Source organism: Staphylococcus sp. Ze2 (assembly GCF_048568365.1).
GTDB classification, from domain to species: Bacteria; Bacillota; Bacilli; order Staphylococcales; family Staphylococcaceae; genus Staphylococcus; species Staphylococcus xylosus.
Window position 1 is genome coordinate 1,961,189 of sequence record NZ_CP183486.1, and the last position, 18,669, is coordinate 1,979,857.

Genomic DNA, 18,669 nt, shown 5'->3' on the forward strand with positions numbered 1-18,669 from the left:
TTATATTACTTAACGATGTTAAGTTTTAATTTATATATTTATACGAATTGTTTTGTTAGGGCTTCAAATTGAGCTTCATCAATATGAAGATCTTGTTTAGCAAGTGGCGTGCCATTCATTTCTTCAATTTGTGATTCATAAGATGGCGTTTCTGCATCTTGGTAAACAATACCTTTAAGCAGTGAATTATATTCTAAAACTTTTTGAGTCGCTTTTTGTTTGTCAGTTGTGTCAAAGTCTTCAATTTCTTCAATACTTGTTAAATTTTCTTTAAACCAATCATAAGTGTTTACTTTATTGTATGTCACACAAGGTGAAAATACATTTACAAATGAAAATCCATCATGATTAATGGCATCCTCAATCATTTTCGTAAGCCCTTTGATGTCACTTGAAAATCCTTGTGCTACAAATGTTGCTCCTGATGAAAGTGCAAGTTCTAGTGGTGCAACATTTTGTTCGATATTCCCTTTTGGTGTGGATTTAGTTACAAAACCTTGTGCGGAAGATGGTGATGTCTGTCCTTTAGTTAAGCCATAAATCTGATTATCCATTACAATGTAGGTCATATTCATGTTTCTACGTAAAGCATGGATTGTATGTCCCATACCTATCGCGTAACCATCACCGTCACCACCTGAAGCAATTACCGTTAAATCTTTATTAGCCATTTTCACGCCTTGTGCAAGTGGCAATGAACGTCCATGTATACCATGAACACCATAAGAATTTACATATCCTGACAAACGTCCTGAACAACCAATCCCAGTAATAATAGCTACTTCTTCAGGTTCTAATCCTACATTTGCCGCCGCTTTTTGAATCGCTGCTTGCACTGAAAAATCTCCACAACCAGGGCACCAATTAGGTTTGACGTTATTTCTAAAGTCTTTAAATGTTGCCATTTATACCAACTCCTTTATTTCTTTAGCAATTTCTAGGCCTTTAGACTCAATTTCTCTTGGTAAAAATGGTGTGCCATCATATTTTGTCTGATTAATTAATTTATCACCTAAATTTACATTCATTTTTAAAATGCTAGCAAGTTGCCCTTGATAATTATGTTCCACGACAACAACTTTAGAAGCTTTATCTACTTCTTTTTGTATCGATTCACTAGGAAAAGGATGTAATTGTCTAATTTGAAGATGGTTTACTTTTAGTCCTTCCTCTTCTAATCTGACTTTCCCTTCTTGAATCGCGCCTTTTGTTGAAATAAAACCTAAATATAAAATATCTGCAACTTCATTTTCTGCATCTAGCTCAACAGGATCTTGGATAAGTAAGTGCTCTGTTTTACGCATACGTTTATCCATTTGCTGTTGCCTATTGTCTGCAGCTTCGCTTGTTTTACCTTCTTCATTATGTTCAACGCCGGTTACATGATGTATACCACCTTTAACACCCGGGATAGGTCTTGGTGATACGCCACTCTCTGTAAGTGCGTAACGTCTAAAGTATGATTTATCATCTTCTTCACGTTCTATATCTGATTGGATGATTTCACCACGATTGATTTCAATTTTACTATAATCTAATTTTTCAACTGTTTGTTTACCTAATGATAATTGTAAGTCACTTAATATAATTACAGGACATTGGTACATTTCTGCTAAATTAAATGCTTCCATAGTTAAATAAAAGGCATCTTCGGCATCAGTCGGTGCTACTACAATTTTAGGAATATCACCGTGTGTACCATAAATCATTTGCATCAAATCAGATTGTTCCTGTTTTGTAGGTAAACCTGTAGATGGTCCACCACGTTGCGTATTAATAACTACAAATGGTGTTTCCGTCATGCCTGATAGGCCAATTGCTTCCATCATTAATGAAAGACCAGGCCCTGCACTCGCTGTGAATGAACGAACACCTGCATAATTTGAACCAATAGCCATGTTTGCCGCTGCAATTTCATCTTCAGTTTGAACAACCGTGCCGCCAACTTTTGGTAAGTTTTCAATCATATATTCCATAATTTCAGAAGCAGGAGTGATTGGATAAGCTGCCATAAATCTAGAGCCAGCTGATAAAGCACCTAGTCCAATTGCATCATTTCCAATCATATATAAGTGGGGGTCACCCTTTGTTTCCTCTAAAACAAAATCCCCATCAACAGTAGTTAATTGTTCTTGCATTAAGCGATAACCTTCATTCAATGCTTCTATGTTCATTTCGACAACTTTGTCACCTTTTTTAGTAAACATATTCGTAATTAGCGCCTCAAAATCTGAAATATCAAAATCCATGATTGCACAAGTCGCACCTACTGCAACCATATTTTTCATTAAAGCAGTACCTAATTCCTTCGCAGTCGCAGTAAAAGGTAAATCTATTAATTGTGCACGACAATCTTCTGGTTTTTCAGGTTTTGCTTTACTATCAGCGATAATCACACTATCTTCACGCATTTCTTGATGGTTTAGCTCTATTGTTTCTTGATCAAATGCAATTAATATATCTAAGTCATCGCTAATTGCATGTACCGGCGTAGTAGAAACTCTTATTTTATTATTTGTGTGGCCGCCTTTAATTCTACTTGAAAAATGACGATATCCATATAAGTAGTATCCCTTACGATTCATAGCAGTCGCGAAGATTTCTCCAGTGGATTCAATACCTTCGCCTTGTTGTCCGCCCACTTTCCATGATACTTGTGATTTCATATCATCTTGCCTCCTAGTGGTTATAATAATTCATTATTAATCATATCAAAAAACACCACTCTATTACTATGTTAAGAGTGGTATTTTTAAAATTCATACTAATGGACGATACTTTTTAAAAAGGGTGGTCATCATTAATTAGCACGCGTTCAATGTGTGTTGTTTTTCCTTCTTTATTGATATCGATAATAACGCCTGATAGTACACTTCTTCCCTCATCTGGTACTACGTGTCTTTGAGGTAAACTTGTGATAAATCGAGTAATTACTTCATCTCTATTAATCCCAAGTATACCATCATAAAAGCCTGTCATACCTACATCTGTGATATAGCCTGTACCACCAGGTAAAATACGTTCATCTGAGGTTTGGATATGCGTATGAGTACCTACAACCGCACTTACTTTACCATCTAAAAACCAGCCCATTGCATTTTTTTCTGAAGTAGTCTCCGCATGAAAATCTACAAAAATGTAATCAGTTTCTTTTTGAGCTTCTTTAATAAGCGCATCAGCTTTTTTAAAAGGATCGTCAATATCTTGCATAAATGCACGGCCTTGTAAATTGATAATCGCTAATTTGATTTCATTGATTTGAATAAATCTCATACCTACTCCTGGTGCTTCTTCTGGAAAGTTCGCTGGTCTTACCATACGATTTGCCGATTCAATGAAATCATAAATTTGACGTTGACCAAAAGTATGATTGCCCATCGTCATAAAATCTACGCCTTCTCGCAATAAATCTTTGTATATCTTTTCAGTTAATCCTTTACCATGTGCAGCATTTTCAGCATTTACAATGGTAACTGTAGGACGATACGTCTGTTTCAATTTAGGTAAATACGTTGTAATAGCCTCACGACCCACTTTACCTACTATATCTCCGATAAATAATAATCTCATTTACATGTTCATCCTCTCTCTTAATGTTAGTTTAATGCAATTTATTTACGATGAAAAGTATCATTATATAAATTTCATTAAATTAACTAAGTTTTAATCATAAAAATGGTGGTATAAATTATAATAGGAATTAAATAATTCAAAAAATAGGAGTTGGAAGTAATACATGGCAATTAATATTGACCCTCAACATTTTGCTGACTTAGTTGTTACAGCAAATCCATCCAAAAGTGAAGATCCGGAGGATATAGCAAAAGAAAGTTTAGAACTCTATATCCATGCTTATCGTTTAGCCGAAAGATACGCTAATATTTCAACAAATTGTTATGATACAGCTGAAATTATTCAAGAAGTTAAAAATGCTGATTTAGAATTAACTTAGTTTAGTAGGTTAGTCATTCAGCACAAAACATTTAAAGTTAATTTAAAAAATGAATATAAAAGAATTTAAACACCTTATTCGTGTTATTAGCGTTTGAGGTGTTTTTATTTGTTAATAATAATTTAAACATTAAAAAAACAAACTAAACGATGATTCGCTTAGTTTGTTTAATAATTCATTATTTATTAATAATTTTAAATCTTATTTTGCATATTCAATTGCTCTAGTCTCACGAACAACTGTCACTTTTATATGGCCAGGATATTGAAGTTCATCTTCAATTTGGCTCTTAATATCTCTTGCTAAGCGATGTGATTTTAAGTCGTCGATAGTATCTGGTGATACGATAACTCGAATTTCTCTACCCGCTTGGATTGCAAATGCTTTCTCAACACCATCATAGCTTTCTGAAAGTGTTTCTAGTCTTTCCAATCTTCTAATATAGTTTTCTAAAGTCTCTTTACGAGCTCCTGGTCTTGCTGCTGATAATGCGTCGGCAGCTGCCACTAATATAGAAATAATAGAAGTCGGTTCGACATCACCATGATGAGAATGAATCGCATTGATAACTGTTTCATTCTCACCATATTTTTTAGCTAATTCAACACCAATTTCAACATGGCTTCCCTCAACCTCGTGATCAATTGCTTTACCAACGTCATGAAGTAGTCCAGCACGTTTAGCCAATGTAATGTCTTCTCCTAATTCCGCTGCCAACATACCACTTAGGTGTGCAACTTCAATAGAATGTTTCAATACATTTTGTCCATAACTAGTACGATACTGTAAACGACCTAAGATTTTCACTAAATCTGGATGCATGTTATGCACATTTATTTCAAACGTAGCTTGTTCCCCAGCATCTCTAATAATATCGTCTACTTCTTTTCGAGCTTTATCTACCATATCTTCTATACGTCCAGGATGGATACGACCATCTGAAACAAGATTAACTAATGCAGTTCTTGCAATTTCACGTCTAATTGGGTCAAAACCAGAGAGAATAACCGCTTCTGGTGTATCATCTATAATTAAATCAATACCAGTTAACGTTTCTAAAGTTCTAATATTTCTACCTTCTCTACCAATGATTCGACCTTTCATTTCGTCATTTGGTAAATTAACAACTGATACTGTTGATTCAGATGTATGTTCTGCAGCTAATCTTTGAACAGTAGTTGCTAATAACTCTTTTGCATTTTTATCGACTGCTTCTTTTGCTTCTTTCTCTTTTTCCTTAACAAGTATAGCAATATCTTGTGACAATTCCTCTTCAACTCTTTGAAGTTGCTCTTGTGCAGCTTCCTCTTGAGAGAGACCAGAGATGCGTTCTAATTCTTGTTCATGCTTATTTATTAATGTTTGAACACTACTCTCTTTTGCATCTACTTGTTGTTGTCGTTCTTCAAGTTTAGACTCTTTTTGCTCTAAAATCTCATCCTTCTTATCTAACAGGTCAGATTTTCGCTCTAAGTTTTCTTCTTTTTGTAGAAGTCTTGCTTCTTGCTTTTGAAGATCTGCACGTCTTTCGCGAAGCTCATTTTCAGCTTTTTCTCTTATGACTTGGTTTTCTTCTTTAGCTTCTAGAAGCTTTTCCTTCTTAATATTCTCTGCTTCTTTATTACCTTGTTCGATAATATCATCGGCAGTCTGTCTTGCTTGTAATTGCTTTTGATGCAATATATTTCGGGCAACGACGTACCCTACAACAACTCCGAGAATAATACCTAGCAAAATGAGTAGGAGGCTTAACAAATTCACACAAACACCCCCTTTTATCTAGGATTTTGCTCTGTATATCAAAATTCAATATGATTATATGAAGTTATATAAGAATCATACAATGTAATTGTACGGTTTTAAACTAAGAAGTGTCAAGGTTTGACTACACAATAATTCAATATTTGGGGAATCATTTTTACACTAAATTTACTTTTATGTGTGCTAAACCTTAATTCATCTTGTTTTTGAAACAAAATAATTTAACATAATATTTTTATATTCTAATATGAACATCATACATAAGCAGAAATATAATATATTTTCTCTTTGATTAAGTTATATTAGAGCTTTATCCTCATAAATTTCTATAAAAGTTACAACCAACGAATAATAAAATTTGGAGTTTTTATTTATATTGAATAAAAAAACAAACTAAACACCTGAACTGACCCCAAATAGTGGGAAGGAAATAAAAACACTTTCGTTGAATTCATTTAAAATGAATCATACGGAGGTGTTTTTTCTATGAAAATAATGTCTTATTCAATAGAAACAAAATATAAGACTATTGAAATGAAAGAAGCTGGATATACTGTAAAAGAAATTATGGAAGTATTAAATATCAAAAACAGCACACAGGTAAAAACTTGGTGGCGATGGTATCGAAATGGTGAAACTTATAGATTTTATCAACAAAGAGGCAAGCAATATACTTATGGCAAAGGAGTGAAAGAATTATCAGAAATAGAACAATTAAAGTTAGATAATAAGAAAAAAGATATTGAATTAGATATTTTAAAAAAGTACAAGGAATTAGAAAGGAAGTGGTACCAAAAGTAATTGTAGAATTAGTTAATCAATTAAAGCATAAGTATTCAATCAAAATGATACTTGATGTTTTAGAAATACCTAAATCGACATACTATAGATGGAAACACAAGAACAATGAAAAAGATAAAGTGACTCAAAAGATTATTGAATTATGTGAAGAAAATAATTTCACCTACGGTTATCGCAAAATTACAGCGTTGATTAATCAATTGTATTCAGCATCAATTAATCATAAAAGAGTTCAGCGAATCATGCGAGAGTATAATCTGAACTGCCGAGTTAGGCCTAAAAAATCTAAAAAAATTGGCAAACCTTATTATAAAACAGAGAATTTATTACAAAGACAGTTTAAAGCTAACCAACCAATGGAAGTATTAACAACTGATATTACTTATTTACCTTTCGGTAACTCTATGTTGTATTTATCTTCAATTATGGATGTTTATAACGGAGAAATTGTGGCGTATAAAATAGATAACAAACAAGATCAAAGCTTAGTAAATGATACATTGAATCAAATAGATATACCTGAGAATTGCATACTACATAGTGACCAAGGCAGTGTTTACACCTCGTACGCTTACTATCAATTATGCAAAGAAAAAGGCATTATCAGAAGTATGTCCCGAAAGGGAACACCAGCTGATAACGCCCCTATAGAAAGTTTCCATTCCTCGCTAAAGTGTGAAGCTTTCTACATAAACAATGAGCTCAATAGCTCTAACCAAATTGTAATAGATATTGTCGAAAATTACATTAAAAACTATAATAATAATCGAATTCAACAAAAACTAGGCTACTTAGCTCCCATAAAATATAAGGAATTAGCAGCCTAGAACAAAGTGTTTTTATTAAGTTCCCATTCTAAGGGTTCAGTGCCCACCTGTTGAGGGTTTAGTTTGTTTTGCTACTATATAAATACAATAACTTAATGCTTCACGCTATATTATTGTAACTATTTAACCTATTCTTCTTCATCCAAAAGTGACGCTGTATTGTTAGCTTCTGGCTCTTCAACATCTCCATCAAATATTCCTAATTTTTCTCTTAGTTTTCTATCTATTTCTGCTTTGACAGCAGGGTTTTCTTTAAGGTAAGATTTTACGTTTTCTTTACCTTGTCCCATTCTGTCGCCATTATAAGAATACCAAGCACCTGACTTATCAACGATTTCATTTTCAACACCTAAATCGATCAATTCTCCCTCTTTAGAGATACCTTTACCATACATAATATCGACTTCAGCAACTCTAAATGGTGGTGCCACTTTATTCTTAACAACTTTAATTTTAGTTCTATTACCGACAATATCTTGTCCTTGTTTTAATTGTTCTGCACGGCGTACTTCTAAACGAACAGAACTGTAGAATTTCAGTGCACGGCCACCTGGTGTAACTTCAGGATTACCGAACATAACACCGACTTTCTCACGAATTTGGTTAATAAATACGGCTGTCGTATTTGATTTAGATATCGCTCCTGAAAGTTTTCTTAGGGCTTGTGACATCAAACGCGCTTGTAAACCAACGTGTGTATCTCCCATTTCACCTTCAATTTCTGCTTTAGGTGTTAATGCTGCAACGGAATCAACAACAACTATGTCTACAGCTCCACTTCTAACAAAAGCTTCTGCAATCTCTAAACCTTGTTCCCCATGGTCAGGTTGAGATAGGTATAAATTTTGAATATCAACACCCAATGCTTCTGCGTAAACTGGGTCTAATGCGTGTTCAGCGTCAATAAAAGCTGCCACGCCTCCATTTCTTTGAACTTCCGCAATGGCATGAAGAGCCACAGTCGTTTTACCAGAACTTTCTGGACCATAAATTTCTATGATTCTACCCTTAGGGTAACCACCTACTCCTAAAGCATTATCTAATGTTACAGAACCACTTGAAACACTTGAAACTTTGCGTGCCTCGTTATCACCCAATTTCATTACCGCGCCTTTACCAAATGATTTCTCCATATTTTTAATTACTGTATCTAAAGCCTTTTGACGATCGTTATCCAATGTTGGACCTCCTAAATGAGAATTCTCTCTGAAAAATATCTTAACCATACTATACCCTTATTTAGATTATTTCGCAAGTATTTTGCGAATATTTGTTCGCTAAAGGAAAGCGTTATTCGCTCAGAATAAGAACACACGTGCTATATTTTTATGTTTTAGCATGGCGTTACTATCTATTTAAATAAATTTAGTAACCTAATTAATACATAATTTTGTGTTCTACTTTTCATTAGATTTCTTCTGCGCGTCATTTTAAATGATTGTATCGTTAAGTTTTCACCTTTTAAAACACCTAAATATACAATATCATCTTGACTCAATATCGAAATACCAACTTCTGCATTATAAAAATCTCTTATAATTTGTGCCGTTATGGAAAGTTGAGATTCAATTGTATCATGTTCATTTATAAATTGTGAGTGATGAGGTAACATACCTCTCAAGATTTGATTATCATCAAAATTTTTCAATCTAGAGTATAATTCACCATCAGTCACACCATCATATATAGCAAATGCTTCATTAACTAATGACATAACAGCTTGTTCTAAAAGTATGTCATCAGAACCATAATAATATTCACCTATGCGATTTATTATTGAGTTTTTCACAGGTGCGATTAAATCCTTACATGCTTGCTGGGATGCACCATTGGCAGTTAATCTTATATTTACTTCATGTGTTCCAGCAAGAGGAGCAATAGTTGGATTTGTCTGTTCGTCTATCAAATCCATTAATTCAGTTTCTACTTTTGACTCACCAATGCCAGCAAAACGTAGTAACTCTGAAAATATTGTTTGCTCCCCATTAAGTAAGTAAGGTAATAACTCATGTTTCGCCATTGGTTGCATTTCTTTGGGTGGTCCTGGTAGCAATACAATTTTTTTATCTCCATGATTAACAAGCATACCTGGTGCCATGCCAACTTTATTTTCTAAAATGTGTGCACCTTCAATCACAAGTGCTTGCTGTCTATTATTTGGTGTCATATCGATGCCCTGTTCTCTAAAATATGATTCAATATAATTTAGTGCATGTTCATCAATTACTAATTCACGCCCTAATATTTTAGCTACAGTATGTTTAGTTAGATCATCTTTTGTTGGACCTAATCCCCCCGTTAAAATAACGGTATCATATTGAGTAAGGGCCTGGTTCACCACCCTTTCTAAACGTTGTGGATTATCCCCAATTACAGAATGCTCTACAACACTATGACCGACGCCATTTAGTAGCTTTGATAAATATTGGCCATTGGTATTAACAATTTGTCCTAGTAGTAATTCCGAACCTACTGCGATAATTGATATATTCACAAATACTCCTCCTCCAAAAACAAAGTTCCCATAATTATACATATAATTTTAATGACCTCTGTTTATACAATACATTTTTACTTCCCTTAATTATAAAATGAAAACCACTAAAAAACGAAAAATCTGATTTCATATTTATTAAGACAACAAAAAACTGGAAGATGTCAAAACGATAAGCACATCTTCCAGTTTATTAATAATTTTTATTTTACTTTAAAAACATCTTTACCTTTATAAAAATATTCTATACCAGATAAAATTGTAAAGAACACACCAATGTACAGCAACACTTGTCCTATTGGAAAACCAACCCATGTAGCTAATGGATCACCAAATAGTATCCAGATAATTGCTACCATTGTTACTGCAGTTTTAATCTTACCTAATTCACCAGCAGCGCTTACAAAGCCTTGTTCAATTTGCAATAAACGTAAACCGGTAACTGCAAATTCACGTGCTATAATAATAATTGCAACTACTGAATTTGTTAGTCCTAATTGAACTAATGCAATTAACGCACTGGAAACTAATAATTTGTCTGCAAGTGGGTCTAAAAATTTTCCCATATTAGTAACAAGTTCCCATTTTCTTGCTAAATAACCATCTAAGAAATCACTTAGAGATGCAACAATAAAGATTATACCACTTATTAATAATTCAATTTTTATTTCATATCCACCGATAAATGATACATTACCAAATCCAAAATCTACTAATGCAAAAACAAGAAATATTGGAATTAGTATAACTCTAAACACAGTTATCCAATTCGGTATATTCATACAAAGTCCTCTTTTCTATTTGTAACTTATAGCTTACGTTTGTTTATCACTTTAAAATACCAATACAGAAAATACCCACAATAATGCTGTGACAATAATCACTAGACTAATCACAACACCAACTTGTAAAGGTTCTTTATTCTTGCTACGATATGTTGGTTTATTGTCTTTCCCGAAGGCTGCAATTGTTTGATGTATCGCTTCATCATTATTAGGAATTTCTTCTCTATGTGCATTTATTAACTGCACTGAATCAATATTTACTGCTTTAGCATATTTTCTAATAAAACCTTCCGCATATTCAGCTTTTTTTAATGATTCGAAATCGTTATTTTCAATCATCACTAACGTTTGTCGTTTAATTTGTGCACGCGATTCTAATTCATTTAATGTCATACCTAAACGCTCTCGTCGTCCTTTTAATGTCTGACCAACTAAGCTCACGATATCAGCCCTCCTCAATCAACAATTTTATTATTCAAAGAAACCAAAGCCGCCACCAAATGGGTCATTACCAAAATCCAAATTGTTTTTACTCTTAACTGTTTGTTTTTTCATTTCTTCATAATGGATTTCTTGATTTTTATTTTCTCTTAACTCAATAATATAATCAAAATCGCTCATCGTATAGTCACTGGCTTCAACAAATAAGTCAGGGTGTTCAACTACTTTAATAGCAGGAAGACTCATAACTTCTTTCACTAATTCCTGGTGTTTCTGATTAGATTCTCTTGCTGTCACAGCACCATCAATGATATAAACGTGATCCGAATCATATTCACCTTTTATTAATGAACTACGCACAGTTTGTTTAATAAGTGTAGAGCTAATAAACAACCAGCGTTTATGTGCACAGACACTACCTGCTACAATCGATTCTGTTTTGCCAACTCTAGGCATTCCACGAATACCAATCAATTTGTGACCTTTTTCTTTAAATAATTCCGCCATAAAATCAACTAGTAAACCTAAATCTTCTCTTTCAAAACGAAATGTCTTTTTATCATCAGCATCCTGCTCTATGTATCTTCCATGTCTAACTGCCAACCGATCTCTTAACTCTGGCTTTCTTAGCTTAGTAATAGAAATATCATCTATTTCAGTTACAATATTTTCGAAACGACTTACTTTTTCTAGACTATCAGATTTAATCAATAGACCTCTACGACCTTCATCAATACCATTGATTGTTACTATACTAATCCCCATCATGCCTAACAAACTTGATATATCACCTAAAAGTCCTGCTCGGTTCATTGTTATCTCATACTCTAAATACCATTCTTTTTTAGTAGCAACTGTCATGAAATAAGCACCCCTTTATTTTGAAACCACATATAAATAATTTATACGTGAATCTAAAACTTATTTGAAACAACTTAATCTTGGCATATTTTCAGCTTAAATATGCATATAACCATTTTATTGTAATGATATTATATCATTGAATGTTTCATAGTTGGTTTATTTTCTGTATATTGTTCAAAAATCTATACGTACCAACCACCATTAACTTTCTGAATTGTTCCAGTGATGCTTCTTGCCATTGAATGACACAAATAACTGCAAGTGTGTGCAATCTCAATAGGGTCAATCAGCCTTTGCTGTGGCAATTCTTCAGTAATTGCCTGTAATTCCTCTGCAGACCATACACGAGTCATATTTCCGCTAACAAATCCAGGAGCAATCGCATTTACTGTCACTGATGTCATAGCTAACTCTTGGCTCAAAGCTTTCACAAAAGCAATTTGAGCACCTTTCATTGCAGAGTAAACAGTCTCCATACTTGCTCCAGTTTCTCCCCAAATAGATGATATAACAACAATACGACCATGACTACTTTGTCGCAATTGATCTGTAAAAAATCTACAAATCCTAATTAGCTGGCGAACATGGATTTGATAACAATCGTCTATCTCTTTATCAGATACATCTTGTAATTGACCATATAAAGCTGTCCCACTAGCATATACCAAACAGTCCAAATTAGAAATACAAGCAAAATATGCTTCTAAATCTATGTCTTGATTTAAATCACATCGTAAAAACTCAACTGGTTTTCCAATATAATCATTCTGTAGTGTTTCAATATTCGTATTATTATAATGTACAATTACTTCAAAACCATCCGATAATAATCTGTTAACAATCGCTTTTCCTATCGTTCCAGAACCGCCCATAACTAATGCCTTCACTATTTTTTCATCTCCAAGCGACTATCTACTACGTGTGTTAAATTTAAGCATTTTTGTGCTGTTTCATTCACACTTTCTAAAGAGATATTTTCAACAATTTCTAATAAATCGAACAAACTTACGCCTTCAAAATATAATTTTGTATATTGGTTCGCAATGTATTCGGGTGAGTTCAAACCTGAAATAAATTCTCCGATAAACTGTTTCTTCAACAGGCTGAAGGCTTCTAAATCATCAAGTTTTCCTAAATTATTTCTAATTTCATCTAATAATAGCGTTTTTAATTTATCAGGATATTGCGTTGCACTTGTTATAACTGAAAAACTGTATGTAGGTTCTAATAAAAATTGATATCCAAAAGTTTCATCTATTAATTCATCATTAAGAAGTGACTGATAAAAATCTGTTTCTTCACCAAATATCAATTCATAAAATAAAGTCATTTCTAAATCACGTTTAACAAAAGCTTCATTAGGTTCGTTTGATAATGGTTCATTTTTAAAACCTAACATTAATCTTGGCGATTGTAATTTCATCGTTTCCGAAATATTTGGTTCTCTCACTGAAGTTTGTTCAATCAGCGGGTCCCTTACAATTTGTGGTTGTGCTTCTTTATCACGTTGATTCTCATGATCTTCAATAACTTTATAAATATGATTTACGTCTACATCTCCAACGACGAACAACACCATATTCGAAGGATGATAAAAGGTTTCATAACATAAATATAAATCGTCTTTAGTTATTTCATAAATACTTTCAACACTACCGGCAATATCAACACGTATTGGGTGTGTATCATACATAGCTCTTAGAGTATTAAACATTAATTTATAGGCTGGCTGTTCTTGGTACATCTTGATTTCTTCGGCTATTATACCTTTTTCTTTATCTACTGTTTCTTTAGTGAAATAAGGTGTTTCTACCATAGTTAATAACCGTTTGATGTTGCGTTCTATATTACTCGTTGCACTAAATAAATAGCTTGTTCTATCAAAACTCGTAAAAGCATTGACCTGTGCATTGTCTTCAGCAAATGCTGTAAACAAATCTTCTTCATCGTCATCATTTTCAAACAACTTATGTTCTAAAAAGTGAGCCACTCCATCAGGGACTGTAACAAACTCATCACTACCATGTGGTTTGAATTTATTATCTAAAGACCCAAATTTCGTAGTATAAGTCACAAAGGTTTTCTGAAATCCTTTTTTAGGAATTATGAATAATTTCAGACCATTTTTTAATTCAGCTTCAAATACTCGCTCGTCAATTTGATCATAGTAGGTTTCATTCATTAGTCATCATCCCCTTTTGTCAAAATATAAATTGTATCTAATGTGGTTTCCTGTGCTAATTGTTGAATATCTGATTTATTAACGTTTTGAATGCCCGAAATATAATTTTCTTCCGACATAGGTTCGTCTAATAATATGTTGTTATTCATGATTTCTATAATACTTTTAGCTCTGTCGTAAGATTCTTGTCTTTGAGATAAAATCACTTTTTTTGCGAGTGCTAATTTTTCTTCTTCAAAATCCCCTTGTTGGAATTTCTCAAATTCAGACACAATCGTCTCTTTAGCAATTTCATACTTATCAGTTGAAACACCACTTAATACAAATAAAAAACCATTTTTTGCGTCTATTTGAGAATGGATGGAATATGCTAAACTTTGCTTTTCTCGAACTTCATTAAATAATACAGATGATGGATCGCCGCCGAACATAACATTAAACACAATCATTGCAAAATACTCTGGATCTCCGTATTTTGCTGGTAATGTGAAGCCCATATTTAATTTAGCTTGATCGACATCGTCTGTTTCTATAATAACTTGAGGTGTATTATGATCTTGTCCTATTGGATTAGGTTGTGACAATTCAAAAGAGAACGGATTAATATTAAAATATGTTTGAATTTGGGATTTCACCTGTTGTTCATCTACATTGCCTACCACATATACTGCACAATAGTCATTTTGCAACATAGATTGATATGTATGATATAGATTTTCTGGTGTTATGTCAGCTATGTATTCAACTTGCCCAGTTGCTAAATGTCGATATGGTTGTTCTCCTAACATATATTTCAATAAGTTCAAAAATGAAATTTGAGATTTGTTGTCGATCATAGCGTTTAATTTTTTTGATAATAATGATTTTTCTTGAGCAACAAATGTTTCATCAAATTGATTGTCTGAAATTAATGGATTGTATATCATTTCTCTAAGCAATTCTAGGCCTTTTTCGAAAAGTGGCGTTTGATCTTTTAAATAACGCTCATTAACTAATTCTAAAGATATGGTAATAACATGTTTATCTTTAAACTTTGAAACAAAACTATTGACATACGCACCATACAAATGTGATAAATGTCGATTAAAATCTTTATCTGACGGCCATTGTTTTGTAGCACGTACTAAAACCTTACTTAAAATAGATCGCGCAGTCATTGTGTCACTGTCTAAGGGTGCCATAAATTTAAGCGTAATTGTTGTGGTTTTAAATTTTGTTGTCGGTAATACTTTTACATGTAAATCTTTCTGTGGGTTTTCTATTTTCAAATTGTCATACCTCACTTTCATAAATTTATTATTATAATCTGTTTTTAACCGTTTTAAATGTAACTAAACTACTTTTAAAATAATTAAATGAATATAGCATTGGTTGATCGTCGGTATCGTAATGAACTAATTTTAACAACATGAGTCCTTCATGTGGTGAAGCACCTAAAATATCTGAGATATGTGGCTCATAACTAATTGCTTCCATTTCAGTGTCTGCGTAAGCCACTTCCTTATTAGTATATGCTTCAATTGCACCTAAAAGTGACTCATCACTACTTTGATATTGTGCACAAGTTAAATAATTTGCTGGCACTTTATCTAAACAATAAACGACTGGCTTTCTATCTGCAGTTCTTAATCGTTCTATAATTGTTACAGGCGCCTTGTCTGTAATATTTAATCTTTTAGAATCTAAAGAGGTCGCCGGTTTTTCATCGAAACTAATATATTCCGTCCCCGGAGTGTAACCTTGATCTTTAATCATTCTACTTATGCTTACAACTTCTCCCAATGGATAATAGAATGGGTGCAGTGATTTAACACGTGCACCTTCTTCTAAATTATTGGATAATACTTGTTCAGTAATTAGTTCGTCTACTGCGTCATAAACATCATCTGTTTTTACGTTTAAGGTTCTTGCTATGGCTAAATTACTCGGAAGTGGTTCCCCATGCTGTAATTTGCCTTCCTTAATTTGTTGAATCATCCATTCTTTTACTTTATAAACTGAAGTTAGTTCCATATTTACACCTCATCACTATCAATATCCACTAAAATTTGTCTAGGTTTACTACCTTTTTGCGGTCCAATAACTTGATTACGTTCTAAATCGTCCATTAATCTTGAAGCCCGGTTATAACCAATTCTGAATTGTCTTTGTAATAAAGAAGTACTCGCTTTTTGTTGTTCTAAAACAAACAAATATGCTTCATCATAAAGTGCATCTTCACTTTTCATTTCTGATTTATCAACTGGCGCATCTGGTTCCATTTCTTTTACATAATTGGCTTTTTGCTGTTCTACAACGTAATTAACAACATCTTGTACTTCTTGGTCGCTTAGAAATGCCCCTTGTACACGTGTCCTAGTAGAGCCACCATTAGCTACATAAAGCATGTCACCTTTACCTAATAATTTATCAGCACCAGAGCTATCAATAATCGTACGAGAGTCGATTTGCGAACTTACTGCAAAAGCTATTCTAGATGGTATATTATTCTTAATCAAACCAGTAATTACATCTACAGAAGGTCTTTGCGTTGCAATTATTAAATGAATACCTGCTGCACGTGCCATTTGCGTAATACGTTGAATAGCATTTTCTACCTCTTTACCAGCAACCATCATTAAATCTGCCAATTCATCGACAATAACAACAATATATGGTAATTCTGATTGCTTTTCTTCTAGTTCAGCATTTTGACGTCTAATTGCTTCATTATATCCTTCTATATTTCTAGTCGAAGAGTGTTGAAATAGATCATAACGACGTTCCATTTCAGCAACTACTTTCTCTAGTGCCTGCGATGCTTTGTGAGGATTAGTCACAACTGGTATCAGTAAATGAGGAATCCCATTATATATGTTCAATTCTACCATTTTTGGGTCAATTAACATAAGCTTAACTTCATGTGGTTTAGCATTAAGTAAAATACTGGTAATTATTCCGTTTATACAAACAGACTTACCACTACCTGTTGAACCAGCAACAAGCATGTGTGGCATTTTATTTAATTCAACCGTAATAGGTTCGCCCGATATATCTCTGCCTAAACCAACTTCTAATTTATTTTTAGCAGGGAACTTTTCATCTAAAACTTCTTTTAGTGAAACAAGAGAAATCTTATCATTAGGAACCTCAATACCCACAGCAGAGCGACCAGGGATTGGCGCTTCTATACGAATATCTTTAGCAGCAAGTGCGAGTGCAATATCATTATGCAAGTTAACAATTTTACTAACTTTAACCCCTTGTGCTGGTTGAATTTCGTATTGTGTTACTGCTGGACCTATTTTTATCTGTGTAACTCTCGCATCGACACCAAAGTTCTTAAGCGTCGTTTCTAATAATTGTCCTTTTTTCTGAACTTCTGCTTTAGACGTAGCTTTTTGTTTTGCTGGTTGTTTTAGTAAAGTGAGTGGAGGTAGAGAATATGCCTCATTTTCCACTTCGCCTGCTTCAGAAATTGAATTAATTGCTTCGCTTTGTTCTGAATTTATATCATCTAGTTGTTGATTGAGTGATGCTTGATTTAAATTAGAATTTTGTTGTGATGCTTTTTGATCTAGTTGCCCTTCTTGATCAAACATGCGTTTAGTTCTTTTACCTATAGGTTTTTCTGAGGTTTGCTTGTGATTATCTTCGCTTTCACTATGGCCATATATAGGGATAGATAATTGCTCTTCAGATGTTGAATTTGTAATTTCTTTTAAATCACTAACATCTGTAACATTGTTATCTGATTGTTGCGCTGCAGAACTTGCTTGTTGTTCTGCTTGTTGTTCTGCTTTTTTCTCAGCTTTAACACGCGCTTTAGCTTCTTTTTTCACTTTATTCTGCTTACGACGTTCTCGATAGTTTTCCGAAGCATCCTTGCCTTTAACTTTCAGCTTTTCAAATAACACCTTAGATACGTCACGATGTTTTTTCTTAAGTAATAAAATAATACTTGAAGCGATTAGCAATATCGTTACTATAATAATACCCACAATAGAAATAAGTGGGATAAACAGTGCTAACAGGTAATGACCTATTAAGCCACCCCCAAATACAGGAAAATTAGAATGCTCATAAGATTTATATACAAAAGATAAAACTGGTTCACGTTGAGCTTGAGCTTTATGTGAAAAGTAAAAAACAATATGAGTAACTAATAGTAAGGCTAATTGTAATATAAATGCGCCAACAGTACGTCTCGTTTTAGGTAGCGCTTTATAATATGTAATAAAAACTGTACCTATCAAAATAAGAATGTAAGTTAAGAATCTACTTGTACCAAATAAATAATTAAAGAAACTATCTATCATTGTTCCAACAATGCCAAGTTGAAAGGCACCCAACGTCACTATTACAAATATAGCGATTGCCACAATATACCTTAATGGACTATCTCCTTGCTTTTTCTTATTATTAGTAGTTTTCTTTCTTGTATTTGTAGGTTTTCTTTTTGATGTTTGTCTCTTTTTTGTTTGTGCCAAATTTACCACCTTCTTCTTCGCCTGTGCTCAAAATTAGTTTATATATATTCACACAATACTGTATAAAACAGATTATTTCATATTGGCATTAAT

The 18,669-nt window shown here is 33.2% G+C and carries 15 protein-coding genes and 2 pseudogenes; 2 read left to right on the forward strand and 15 right to left on the reverse strand.

All coding sequences use genetic code 11. From position 1 onward, the window contains the following. Nucleotides 1-38 precede the first annotated feature (38 nt). The 3 genes from ACM591_RS09265 to ACM591_RS09275 all read right to left on the reverse strand — a co-directional run bounded on the left by ACM591_RS09265 (nt 39) and on the right by ACM591_RS09275 (nt 3,570). Nucleotides 39-905, reverse strand: a complete 867-nt coding sequence (locus ACM591_RS09265) for a 2-oxoacid:ferredoxin oxidoreductase subunit beta (protein ID WP_029377440.1) — start codon at nt 903-905, stop codon at nt 39-41. Further along, nucleotides 906-2,666, reverse strand: a complete 1,761-nt coding sequence (locus tag ACM591_RS09270) for a 2-oxoacid:acceptor oxidoreductase subunit alpha (protein ID WP_038678391.1) — start codon at nt 2,664-2,666, stop codon at nt 906-908. 115 nt (nt 2,667-2,781) lie between these two features. Beyond that, nucleotides 2,782-3,570 (reverse strand): TIGR00282 family metallophosphoesterase, encoded by a 789-nt coding sequence (locus tag ACM591_RS09275; RefSeq protein WP_017724325.1) that lies wholly within the window; start codon nt 3,568-3,570, stop codon nt 2,782-2,784. 166 nt (nt 3,571-3,736) lie between these two features. Here ACM591_RS09275 and ACM591_RS09280 point away from each other — a divergent pair, with 166 nt between their 5' ends. Next, nucleotides 3,737-3,952 (forward strand): hypothetical protein, encoded by a 216-nt coding sequence (locus tag ACM591_RS09280; protein WP_029377442.1) that lies wholly within the window; start codon nt 3,737-3,739, stop codon nt 3,950-3,952. A 201-nt stretch (nt 3,953-4,153) separates the two neighbouring features. Here the strand turns inward: ACM591_RS09280 and rny are convergent, their stop codons facing one another. Further along, nucleotides 4,154-5,713 (reverse strand): ribonuclease Y, encoded by a 1,560-nt coding sequence (gene rny / locus ACM591_RS09285; RefSeq protein WP_029377443.1) that lies wholly within the window; start codon nt 5,711-5,713, stop codon nt 4,154-4,156. Nucleotides 5,714-6,199: 486 nt separating this feature from the next. Here rny and ACM591_RS09290 point away from each other — a divergent pair. Continuing rightward, a protein-coding gene (locus ACM591_RS09290) for an IS3 family transposase (RefSeq protein WP_107539410.1) occupies nt 6,200-7,341 on the forward strand; the annotation gives its coding sequence in 2 pieces (ribosomal slippage) (nt 6,200-6,470 and nt 6,470-7,341; 1,143 coding nt in all). A 128-nt stretch (nt 7,342-7,469) separates the two neighbouring features. Here ACM591_RS09290 and recA read toward each other — a convergent pair. From recA to ACM591_RS09345, 11 genes and pseudogenes are all read right to left on the reverse strand, one after another. Next, the gene (gene recA / locus ACM591_RS09295) at nt 7,470-8,519 is read right to left on the reverse strand and encodes a recombinase RecA (RefSeq protein WP_029377444.1); all 1,050 of its coding nucleotides are present in this window, start codon (nt 8,517-8,519) and stop codon (nt 7,470-7,472) included. 173 nt (nt 8,520-8,692) lie between these two features. Next, complete coding sequence (locus tag ACM591_RS09300; protein ID WP_326006396.1) at nt 8,693-9,835, reverse strand: CinA family nicotinamide mononucleotide deamidase-related protein; 1,143 nt, start codon at nt 9,833-9,835, stop codon at nt 8,693-8,695. A gap of 203 nt (nt 9,836-10,038) precedes the next feature. Beyond that, complete coding sequence (gene pgsA / locus ACM591_RS09305) at nt 10,039-10,617, reverse strand: CDP-diacylglycerol--glycerol-3-phosphate 3-phosphatidyltransferase (protein ID WP_326026835.1); 579 nt, start codon at nt 10,615-10,617, stop codon at nt 10,039-10,041. Between the two features lie 51 nt (nt 10,618-10,668). Then, complete coding sequence (locus ACM591_RS09310) at nt 10,669-11,061, reverse strand: helix-turn-helix domain-containing protein (RefSeq protein ID WP_326026836.1); 393 nt, start codon at nt 11,059-11,061, stop codon at nt 10,669-10,671. A gap of 30 nt (nt 11,062-11,091) precedes the next feature. Beyond that, complete coding sequence (locus tag ACM591_RS09315; RefSeq protein WP_058625741.1) at nt 11,092-11,922, reverse strand: DUF3388 domain-containing protein; 831 nt, start codon at nt 11,920-11,922, stop codon at nt 11,092-11,094. Nucleotides 11,923-12,107: 185 nt separating this feature from the next. Continuing rightward, nucleotides 12,108-12,812: an elongation factor P 5-aminopentanone reductase gene (gene ymfI, locus ACM591_RS09320; RefSeq protein ID WP_029377449.1), complete on the reverse strand. Its 705-nt coding sequence runs from the start codon at nt 12,810-12,812 to the stop codon at nt 12,108-12,110. After that, complete coding sequence (gene yfmH, locus ACM591_RS09325; protein WP_029377450.1) at nt 12,812-14,107, reverse strand: EF-P 5-aminopentanol modification-associated protein YfmH; 1,296 nt, start codon at nt 14,105-14,107, stop codon at nt 12,812-12,814. Before yfmH ends, ymfI begins: the two co-directional genes overlap by 1 nt. After that, nucleotides 14,107-15,396, reverse strand: a complete 1,290-nt coding sequence (gene yfmF / locus ACM591_RS09330; protein WP_037556964.1) for an EF-P 5-aminopentanol modification-associated protein YfmF — start codon at nt 15,394-15,396, stop codon at nt 14,107-14,109. The genes yfmH and yfmF overlap by 1 nt, the downstream gene beginning before the upstream one ends. A 10-nt stretch (nt 15,397-15,406) precedes the next feature. Further along, nucleotides 15,407-16,120, reverse strand: a complete 714-nt coding sequence (locus ACM591_RS09335; RefSeq protein ID WP_029377452.1) for a GntR family transcriptional regulator — start codon at nt 16,118-16,120, stop codon at nt 15,407-15,409. A 2-nt stretch (nt 16,121-16,122) separates the two neighbouring features. Then, nucleotides 16,123-17,595 (reverse strand): annotated as a pseudogene (locus ACM591_RS09340) (DNA translocase FtsK); the annotation flags it as partial. A 303-nt stretch (nt 17,596-17,898) separates the two neighbouring features. Continuing rightward, a pseudogene (locus tag ACM591_RS09345) lies at nt 17,899-18,576 on the reverse strand (cell division protein FtsK); the annotation flags it as partial. Between the last annotated feature and the right edge of the window lie 93 nt (nt 18,577-18,669).

Bases quoted from the DNA above. Each gene is read 5' to 3' on its own strand.
- ACM591_RS09265 (WP_029377440.1), bottom strand. From the start codon at position 905: ATGGCAACATTTAAAGACTTTAGAAATAACGTCAAACCTAATTGGTGC.
- ACM591_RS09270 (WP_038678391.1), bottom strand. From the start codon at position 2,666: ATGAAATCACAAGTATCATGGAAAGTGGGCGGACAACAAGGCGAAGGT.
- ACM591_RS09275 (WP_017724325.1), bottom strand. From the start codon at position 3,570: ATGAGATTATTATTTATCGGAGATATAGTAGGTAAAGTGGGTCGTGAG.
- ACM591_RS09280 (WP_029377442.1), top strand. From the start codon at position 3,737: ATGGCAATTAATATTGACCCTCAACATTTTGCTGACTTAGTTGTTACA.
- pgsA (WP_326026835.1), bottom strand. From the start codon at position 10,617: ATGAATATACCGAATTGGATAACTGTGTTTAGAGTTATACTAATTCCA.
- ACM591_RS09315 (WP_058625741.1), bottom strand. From the start codon at position 11,922: ATGACAGTTGCTACTAAAAAAGAATGGTATTTAGAGTATGAGATAACA.
- yfmH (WP_029377450.1), bottom strand. From the start codon at position 14,107: ATGAATGAAACCTACTATGATCAAATTGACGAGCGAGTATTTGAAGCT.
- yfmF (WP_037556964.1), bottom strand. From the start codon at position 15,396: ATGAAAGTGAGGTATGACAATTTGAAAATAGAAAACCCACAGAAAGAT.
- ACM591_RS09335 (WP_029377452.1), bottom strand. From the start codon at position 16,120: ATGGAACTAACTTCAGTTTATAAAGTAAAAGAATGGATGATTCAACAA.